The sequence below is a fragment of the Lentzea sp. NPDC054927 genome, assembly GCF_053610285.1.
Genome location: NZ_JBSGXZ010000043.1, coordinates 70,629 through 78,823 on the forward strand (window position 1 = coordinate 70,629; position 8,195 = coordinate 78,823).

The following is an 8,195-nucleotide window of genomic DNA, read 5'->3' on the forward strand; positions in this document are numbered from 1 at the left end:
ATGATGGACAATTACGGCACACCTTCGCTCACGCTTGAACGCGGCGAGGGCGCGCATGTCTGGGACGCGGACGGAAACCGTTACGTCGACCTGCTGACCGGCCTCGCCGTCAATGCTCTCGGCCACGCCCACCCGGCGATCGTCGAGGCGGTGTCCACCCAGATCGCGAAGCTCGGCCACACCGGCAACCTGTACGTCAACGAGCCCGCGCTGAAGCTCGCCGAACGCCTGCTGGACCTGGCGGGAGAGCCGGGCAAGGTCTTCTTCTGCAACTCCGGCGCCGAGGCCAACGAGGCCGCGCTGAAGATGGCGCGCCTCACCGGCCGCACCAAGATCGTCTCTACGATCGGCGGGTTCCACGGCCGCACGATGGGCGCGCTGACGCTCACCGGGCAGGAGCCGAAGCGCGCGCCGTTCGAACCGCTCGTGCCCGGCGTCTCGCACGTCCCGTTCGGTGACGTGGCAGCGCTCGAGGCCGCGATCGACGACGACACGGCGGCGTTCATCGTCGAACCGATCCAGGGCGAGCAGGGCGTCATGGTGCCGCCCGCCGGCTACCTGCAGGAGGTCCGCCGGATCACCTCCGAGCACGGCGCGCTGTTCATCCTCGACGAGGTGCAGACCGGTGTCGGCAGGCTCGGCACGTGGTTCGCCTTCCAGCAGGCCGGGATCGTGCCGGACGTCATGACGCTGGCCAAGGGCATCGGCGGCGGCCTGCCGCTGGGCGCCACGATCGGCTTCGGCGCGGCGGCGGAGCTGTTCAAGCCCGGCCACCACGGCACCACCTACGGCGGCAACCCGGTGTGCTGCGCCGCCGGACTCGCGGTGCTCGACACGATCGCCTCGGAAGGCCTGCTGGAGCACGCCTCGTCCGTGGGCAAGGAGATCGTGGCCGGGGTGGAGGCGTTGCACCACCCGGCGATCTCCGGAGTGCGGGGAGCCGGTCTGCTGCTCGGCATCACGCTGCGCGAGGCGGTCTCGGCGAAGGCCGCGGCGGCCGCGCAGAAGGCCGGTTACCTGATCAACCCGATCCAGCCCGACGTGCTGCGACTGGCTCCGCCCCTGGTGCTGGAAGAATCCGACGCGCAGGCCTTCGTCGCCGCGCTCCCGACGTTCTTCGACACGGATTTTGGGAAGGAGCAGGCGTGAGCCCTCGGCACTTTCTCCGCGACGACAGCCTCTCGACCGACGAGCAGGCGGCCGTTCTCGACCTCGCGGACGTGTACAAGGCGGACCGGTTCACCGCGAAGCCGTTGGCGGGCCCCAAGTCAGTCGCGGTGATCTTCGAGAAGAACTCGACGCGCACCCGGTTGTCGTTCGAGGTCGGCATCGCGCAGCTCGGTGGTAACCCGGTGATCATCGACGGCCGTTCGATGCAGCTGGGCCGTGAGGAGACCATCGAGGACACCTCGCGGATCCTGTCCGGGTACGTCGACGCCGTGGTGTGGCGGACGTTCGCCCAGGCGCGCATCGACGCGATGGCGTCAGTCTCACGGATCCCCGTGGTGAACGCGCTGACCGACGAGTTCCACCCGTGCCAGGTGCTCGCGGACCTGCAGACGATCCGTCGCCGTTACGGCAAGCTGGCCGGTCTGACGTTGACGTACCTGGGTGATGGCGCCAACAACATGGCGCACTCGCTGCTGCTGGGTGGCGCCACGGCCGGTATGCACGTTCGCATCGGTGCACCGGCTTCGTTCGTGCCGAACCCGCAGTTCCTCGAGGACGCCAAGAAGCGCGCCGCGGAGACCGGTGGTTCGGTCGCGCTGATCAACGACCCGCAGGCGTCGGTCGACGGGGCGGACGTGCTGGTCACCGACACGTGGACGTCGATGGGCCAGGAGAACGACGGCAAGGACCGCGTCGGCCCGTTCCGGCCGTACCAGGTCAACGCCGATCTGCTGGCCGCGACCGGAAAGCCCGACTCGACCGTGCTGCACTGCCTGCCGGCGCACCGCGGCTGGGAGATCACCGACGAGGTGCTCGACGGCCCGCAGTCGCTCGTGTGGCAGGAAGCCGAAAATCGCCTGCACGCGCAGAAAGCGTTGCTCGTGTGGTTGCTGGAGCAGTCGTCATGACCCGCACCGCCCGTCAGGGCCGCATCGTCGAGATGGTGGCCCAGCGCGCCGTCCGCAGCCAGTCCGAACTCGCGAAACTGCTTGCGGCGGAAGGCATCGACGTCACCCAGGCCACGTTGTCGCGCGACCTCGACGAGCTGGGCGCGGTCAAGCTGCGCGGACCTGACGGCGGTGCGCCGGTCTACGTGATCCCGGAGGACGGCAGCCCGGTGCGTGGCGTCCAGGGCGGCACCACTCGGCTCGTGCGTGTTCTCGGCGAACTGCTGGTGTCGACCGACTTCTCGGGCAACCTCGCGGTGCTGCGGACTCCGCCGGGTGCGGCGCAGTTCCTCGCCTCCGCGTTGGACCGCGCGGCGTTGCACGAGGTCGTCGGCACGATCGCGGGTGACGACACGATCCTGGTCGTGGCCCGCGAGCCGATGACCGGCTCCGAGCTCGCCGATCGGATCACCGCGCTGGCCTCGGGTTCCGTCGATGAATGAGCCCGTGCACGCCGTTTTGACGTTCGACGCGGGTGTGCCGGTGGCGGTGGACGGCGAGACCGTCTCCGTCGCCGAGGCCGTCCGCGAGCTCAACTTCCGTGCCGGTGTCGTGAGGTCCAGTCTGGGATCGGTCGCGGTGCGGGTCGCGCGGATGGCTTTGCCGTCGGGTTCCGGCGAGGTCGACGTCGCGCTGTACGAGGGGCGCGTGGTCGGGCTCGTCGCCCGTTCGGAAGAATCGCTCTACGACTTCGCCAGTTGAAAGTCAGCCGAATGAAAGTTGCGCTTCGATGAGTTCTTTGTGGGGTGGCCGGTTCGAGTCGGGACCGGCCGAGGCGATGGCGCGTCTGTCGCTGTCGACGCACTTCGACTGGCGGCTGGCGCCGTACGACATCGCCGGCTCGCGCGCGCACGCCCGTGTGCTGCACGCGGCGGGCCTGCTCACTGACGACGAGCTCGCCGGCATGCAGAAGGCGTTGGACGAGCTGCTCGCCGACGTCGAGTCGGGTGCCTTCACCCCGGTGCTCGAGGACGAGGACGTCCACACGGCGCTGGAGCGTGGCCTGATCGACCGCGCGGGCCCCGACCTGGGCGGCAAGCTGCGCGCCGGCCGTTCCCGCAACGACCAGGTGGCCACGCTGTTCCGCATGTGGCTGCGTGACGGCGCCCGCCGCGTCGCCGCCGGTGTGCTGGACGTCGTGGACGCGCTGGCCGCGCAGTCCGAGTCGAACTTCGGTGCGGTCATGCCAGGCCGCACGCACCTGCAGTCCGCACAGCCCGTGCTGCTGTCCCACCACCTGCTGGCACACGCGCACGCGCTGCTGCGTGACGTCGACCGCCTGCACGACTGGGACAAGCGCGCCGCGTTCTCCCCGTACGGCTCGGGCGCGCTGGCGGGTTCCTCGCTCGGCCTCGACCCCGCGAAGGTGGCCGCTGACCTGGGCTTCTACGCGCCGGTCGAGAACTCCATCGACGGCACGGCGTCCCGCGACTTCGCCGCCGAGATCGCGTTCGTGCTGGCGATGATCGGCGTGAACCTCTCGCGCATCGCGGAAGAGGTCATCATCTGGACCACCGCCGAGTTCCGCTTCGCGGTGCTGGACGACGCGTGGTCCACCGGCAGCTCGATCATGCCGCAGAAGAAGAACCCGGACGTCGCGGAGCTCGCGCGCGGCAAGTCCGGTCGCCTGATCGGCAACCTCGCCGGCCTGCTCGCGACGCTGAAGGCCCAGCCGCTGGCCTACAACCGCGACCTGCAGGAGGACAAGGAACCGCTGTTCGACTCGGTCGAGCAGCTCGAAGTCCTGCTGCCCGCCTTCGCCGGCATGGTCGCGACTCTCCGCTTCGACGTCGAACGCATGGCGTCGCTGGCCCCGGCCGGCTTCACGCTGGCCACGGACATCGCGGAATGGCTTGTGCGCCAAGGAGTTCCGTTCCGCGTGGCGCACGAGGCCGCCGGGTCCTGCGTCCGCGCCGCCGAGTCCCGCGGCGTAGGCCTGGAAGACCTGACCGACGACGAGTTCGCCGCGATCTCTCCCGCCCTGACCCCCGAGGTACGTTCGGTGCTGACCGTCGAGGGCTCCATCGCCTCGCGCAACGCCCACGGCGGCACCGCCCCCGAACGCGTCCGCGAACAGCTCGACGCACTCGTGGCGAAGGCTGCCTCCGCACGTGAGTTCTAGGCTGCTGACCAGGGAGGAGCTGGCCGTCGACCCCGTCGACGCGGCCCAGCTCCTCCTCGGTTCTTTCCTGGAAGCGGGCGACGTGCGGCTGCGCATCGTCGAGGTGGAGGCGTACCGGGGCGGCGACGACCCGGCGTCGCACTGCTACCGCGGCATGACCCCGCGCAACGAGGTGATGTTCGGCCCGGCCGGCTTCCTGTACGTCTACTTCGTCTACGGCATGCACTTCTGCGCCAACGTGGTCTCGTTGACCGACGGCGTTCCCGGCGCGGTTTTGTTGCGAGCTGGCGAGGTCGTGTCCGGTGAGGACATCGCCTTCTCTCGACGTCCGGCCTCGCGTTCTGCCGCCGAACTGGCCAAGGGACCCGCACGGCTGTGCAAGGTCCTCGGGTTGGATCGCACCCAGAACGGCGTCGACCTGACGTCTGTTGACTCGCCCGTGCGGTTGTACGCAGGGGAGCCCGCTACGGCCGTTCGTTCCGGCCCGCGCGTGGGTGTCGCCGTTGCGATGGACGTGCCGTGGCGGTTCTGGATCGACTCTCCGGCCGTGTCGACCTACAAGAGAGGCGGCAAGCGCCGCACCTCAGCGTGAGAGCTTGTCTAACGCCGTCTTGAACTTCCGCTCCAGCTCCGGATCCACCTCGAACACCAGCGGCACCGTCATGTTGATCTGCTCGCCGGCGGTCAGCCGTTCGACCAGCGTGTCCGCCACCATGCGCAGATCCTGTGCCACCGCGTGCATCGCGCGTAGCTGCTGATCGGCGAACTGCGCCTGAATCCGGGCCGCGACCCGTGCGGGGTCCAGCGCGTAGCTGGTCCCGTGGATCCCCCGCGCCCACTCCAGGATCTCGTCGAACGTCCGCACGAACAGCTCGCCGAGATGCACGATCCGGTCGGGATCGCCCGGCACCCCCGGCTCGCCGAACGCGGCCTCCTGGGTGCCCGCGGTGAAGACCGTGTCGACCGCGACCTTGATGATCTCGCTCAGCAGCACGTTGCGGTCCCGGATCAGCATGATGCCGTTGCCGTGCTCGACGGCCCCGTTGCGCGGCGCGTACCGGAGGAAGTGTTCCCAGTACTTCGACTCCAGCTCGCCAAGTCCTTGCGACACAACGGTTACGTAGAGCAGGTACTCCCAGCCGCGTGGCTTCTCCCGCACGAGCGCGGCCACCGACTGGGGCGTGATCGGCGTAGTGGCCGTGAAGTCCGCACGGTGCTGTGCCAGCTTTTGCACGACGGCGTTCGCGATCACGTCTGGCGTGTGCACGCGGAGGTCCAGGTAACCGATGGTCGTGGGAATGCCCGGTACCTCGGTGTCGTCAATGCGGATCGGCAGCAAGTACTCGGTGTGCTGCTCCAACGCGCGTGCGAGCGTGATGCGACGTTGCAGCCGTGCCCACTTGTCGACGTAGTGCTGCGAGGTGAAGACGAGCACGTACCTCGCGCGTCGGGTGTACGCCTCTGAGAAGTACTCGACGAGGTCGAGCCCCCACCACTCGCCCTCGCGTTCCTTGTCGTAGAAGACCTCGACGTCGAGGTTCTTCAAGCGTTGGAGGACCGAAAGCGCCTGCTCCCGGTCCTCCTCGGCGCATGACAGGGCGACATCGAACTCGTACTCGGCCACCCGGCCATTCTTACGGCCTGACAGTCCTCCGGTACCAGGCGCGCCGGTAGTCGACCGGCAGTGCCAGGCGCGTGATGAGGTTGGTCAGCAACGCGCCGATGATCAACCACAGCGCCGCGGCCAGGCCCTCGTTGAACAGGACCGCCACGGACTGGTTGTCCGGCGTGAAGAGACCGTCCAAGCCCAGGGTGATCCCGCTCGCCCAGCCGGCGACGAACTGGAAGAACCCGTTGCCGGCGTTCGCACCCGCGACCACCAGGAAGATGTGCACCAACAGCACGATGGCGAACGTCCAGCACACGATGTCGATGACCGCGCAGACGGTCCGCACCGTCCGCACCTTGCTGTAATCGTCGCGTTCGACGACACGCTCCTCCGCGACCGGCTCGTTCACGCGCTCGTTCACGCGCGGCATGTGCTCGGTGGGCCGGCGCAGCTCCGCATCACGTGGGTCCGTCATGGTGACGACGTACCCGTCGCGGTACCAGGTCGAAACCTGTTCGACCTGGTAAGCGACAATGAGTTCGTGAGCGAGCACATCCTTGACGAACTGTACTGGCGCGGCCTGATCGCGACGTCCACCGACCTCGACGCACTCCGGAAGGACCTGGACGCCGGCCCGCTCACGCTCTATTGCGGTTTTGACCCGACGGCGCCGTCGCTGCACGCCGGCAACCTGGTCCCGCTGCTGATGCTCAAGCGCTTCCAGATGGCGGGGCACCGGCCGATCGTGCTGGCCGGCGGTGCCACGGGCATGATCGGCGACCCGCGCGACACCGGTGAGCGCACGCTGAACTCGCTGGACACCGTCGCCGAGTGGGCCGACCGGATCCGCGGCCAGCTGGAGCGGTTCGTCGACTTCGACTCGTCGCCCACGGGCGCGGTCGTCGAGAACAACCTGAACTGGACCGGCCAGATCAGCGCGCTGGAGTTCCTGCGCGACGTCGGCAAGCACTTCTCGATCAACGTCATGCTGTCGCGGGAGACGGTGAAGCGCCGCCTCGAGGGCGACGGCATGTCGTACACCGAGTTCAGCTACCTGCTGCTGCAGTCGAACGACTACCTGGAGCTGCACCGCAAGTACGGCACCTCGCTGCAGATCGGCGGCTCGGACCAGTGGGGCAACATCGTCGGCGGGGTGGACCTGATCCGCCGCGTCGAGGGCAAGCACGTGCACGCGCTGACCGCGCCGCTGGTCACGGACGCCGAGGGCAGGAAGTTCGGCAAGTCCACCGGTGGCGGCAACGTGTGGCTCGACCCGGAGCTGACGTCGCCGTACGCCTGGTACCAGTACTTCGTGAACGTCGGTGACGCCGACGTCCTGCGCTACCTGCGCCTGTTCACGTTCCTCACGCGTGAGGAACTGGACGAGCTGGAGAAGGAGACCGCAGAGAAGCCGCACCTGCGTTCCGCGCAGAAGCGGCTCGCGCAGGAGTTCACCGACCTGGTGCACGGGGAGCGCGCGACGCAGCAGGTCATCCTGGCGTCGTCAGCGCTGTTCGGCCGCGGGGAGCTGCGTGACCTCGACGCCTCCGTGTTGGAGGCGGCGCTGGCCGAGGCACCCAAGGGGCAGGTGCGGCTGGCGGACGAGCCCACGATCGTCGACCTGCTGATCGCGTCGGGCCTGGCCGAGAGCCGGGGCGCCGCACGGCGGACGGTGAACGAGGGCGGGGCCTACGTGAACAACGCGAAGGTGACCGACGAGGAGTGGAAGCCGGCTGCGGCTGACCTGCTGCACGGCAAGTGGCTGGTGCTCCGGCGCGGCAAGCGCAACAACGCGAGCGTCCAGGTAGAGCTCTGACCTGCACGTTCGGTGCCTCGAAGGCCGTCGATCCCACTGCGGATCGGCGGCTTTCGCGCTTTCTGGGTGTGACGGCGGCCACAGTGTGCACGGCTATGGCGCTGCGATAGCTTGTCCGTGGGTCCTGTACGGGGCTGCTGACCTGCGATTTCTTAATCGCAGGTGGCTGGGTTGCCCCCGATTTGACCCTGAGTTGGCGTGCGTGTAACTTTCTCTCTGCCAGCGCGGAACGGGCCGGGAACACCGGAACGGAGTGCGGCGGGGGTCACGAACCAAGCTTCCACGGACTGTGGTAGAGTGGGTGACCTCGAAACGATGAAGACCCAGCCGGTAGCTCGTCTGAGCTCAGAGGCCAAGGGCGTCGAAGTTTCAAACAACAAGCTTATGTACGACACAGCCTCGGATCGGGTCGCCTTGCGGCGGGTCGTGATGATGAGCGCGTGTTCTTTGAGAACTCAACAGCGTGCCGATAACACAGCCAGTAATATATGAATTACCTCCTCGTCGAGGTAGTTCCTTTGAGAGCAAGAC

At 68.1% G+C, this 8,195-nt stretch carries 9 protein-coding genes; 7 read left to right on the forward strand and 2 right to left on the reverse strand.

What is annotated here, in order from left to right:
• Genes ACWGE0_RS37530 through ACWGE0_RS37555 form a run of 6 tightly spaced genes read left to right on the forward strand, consistent with a single transcriptional unit; the run spans position 1 to position 4,831 of the window.
• Positions 1 to 1,149, forward strand: a complete 1,149-nt coding sequence (locus tag ACWGE0_RS37530) for an acetylornithine transaminase (RefSeq protein WP_452265636.1) — start codon at positions 1 to 3, stop codon at positions 1,147 to 1,149.
• The gene (gene argF / locus ACWGE0_RS37535; RefSeq protein ID WP_452265627.1) at positions 1,146 to 2,078 is read left to right on the forward strand and encodes an ornithine carbamoyltransferase; all 933 of its coding nucleotides are present in this window, start codon (positions 1,146 to 1,148) and stop codon (positions 2,076 to 2,078) included. Before ACWGE0_RS37530 ends, argF begins: the two co-directional genes overlap by 4 nt.
• Positions 2,075 to 2,560 (forward strand): arginine repressor, encoded by a 486-nt coding sequence (locus ACWGE0_RS37540; RefSeq protein ID WP_452265628.1) that lies wholly within the window; start codon positions 2,075 to 2,077, stop codon positions 2,558 to 2,560. Before argF ends, ACWGE0_RS37540 begins: the two co-directional genes overlap by 4 nt.
• Positions 2,553 to 2,819, forward strand: coding sequence for a hypothetical protein (locus tag ACWGE0_RS37545; protein ID WP_084401610.1), 267 nt, complete (start codon positions 2,553 to 2,555; stop codon positions 2,817 to 2,819). The genes ACWGE0_RS37540 and ACWGE0_RS37545 overlap by 8 nt, the downstream gene beginning before the upstream one ends.
• Before the next feature lie 28 nt (positions 2,820 to 2,847).
• The gene (gene argH / locus ACWGE0_RS37550; protein ID WP_452265629.1) at positions 2,848 to 4,239 is read left to right on the forward strand and encodes an argininosuccinate lyase; all 1,392 of its coding nucleotides are present in this window, start codon (positions 2,848 to 2,850) and stop codon (positions 4,237 to 4,239) included.
• Entirely contained in the window at positions 4,229 to 4,831 is a 603-nt protein-coding gene (locus ACWGE0_RS37555) for a DNA-3-methyladenine glycosylase (protein ID WP_452265630.1), read from the forward strand. The genes argH and ACWGE0_RS37555 overlap by 11 nt, the downstream gene beginning before the upstream one ends.
• Here the strand turns inward: ACWGE0_RS37555 and ACWGE0_RS37560 are convergent.
• Together ACWGE0_RS37560 and ACWGE0_RS37565 are read right to left on the reverse strand one after the other, a co-directional pair.
• Positions 4,823 to 5,863, reverse strand: a complete 1,041-nt coding sequence (locus tag ACWGE0_RS37560; protein ID WP_452265631.1) for a toll/interleukin-1 receptor domain-containing protein — start codon at positions 5,861 to 5,863, stop codon at positions 4,823 to 4,825. The genes ACWGE0_RS37555 and ACWGE0_RS37560 overlap by 9 nt on opposite strands.
• 10 nt (positions 5,864 to 5,873) lie before the next feature.
• Entirely contained in the window at positions 5,874 to 6,323 is a 450-nt protein-coding gene (locus tag ACWGE0_RS37565) for a hypothetical protein (RefSeq protein WP_452265632.1), read from the reverse strand.
• 66 nt (positions 6,324 to 6,389) lie between these two features.
• On the opposite strand from ACWGE0_RS37565, the gene tyrS reads away from it, so the two are divergent.
• Positions 6,390 to 7,664, forward strand: a complete 1,275-nt coding sequence (gene tyrS, locus ACWGE0_RS37570; RefSeq protein ID WP_452265633.1) for a tyrosine--tRNA ligase — start codon at positions 6,390 to 6,392, stop codon at positions 7,662 to 7,664.
• Positions 7,665 to 8,195: the final 531 nt, after the last annotated feature.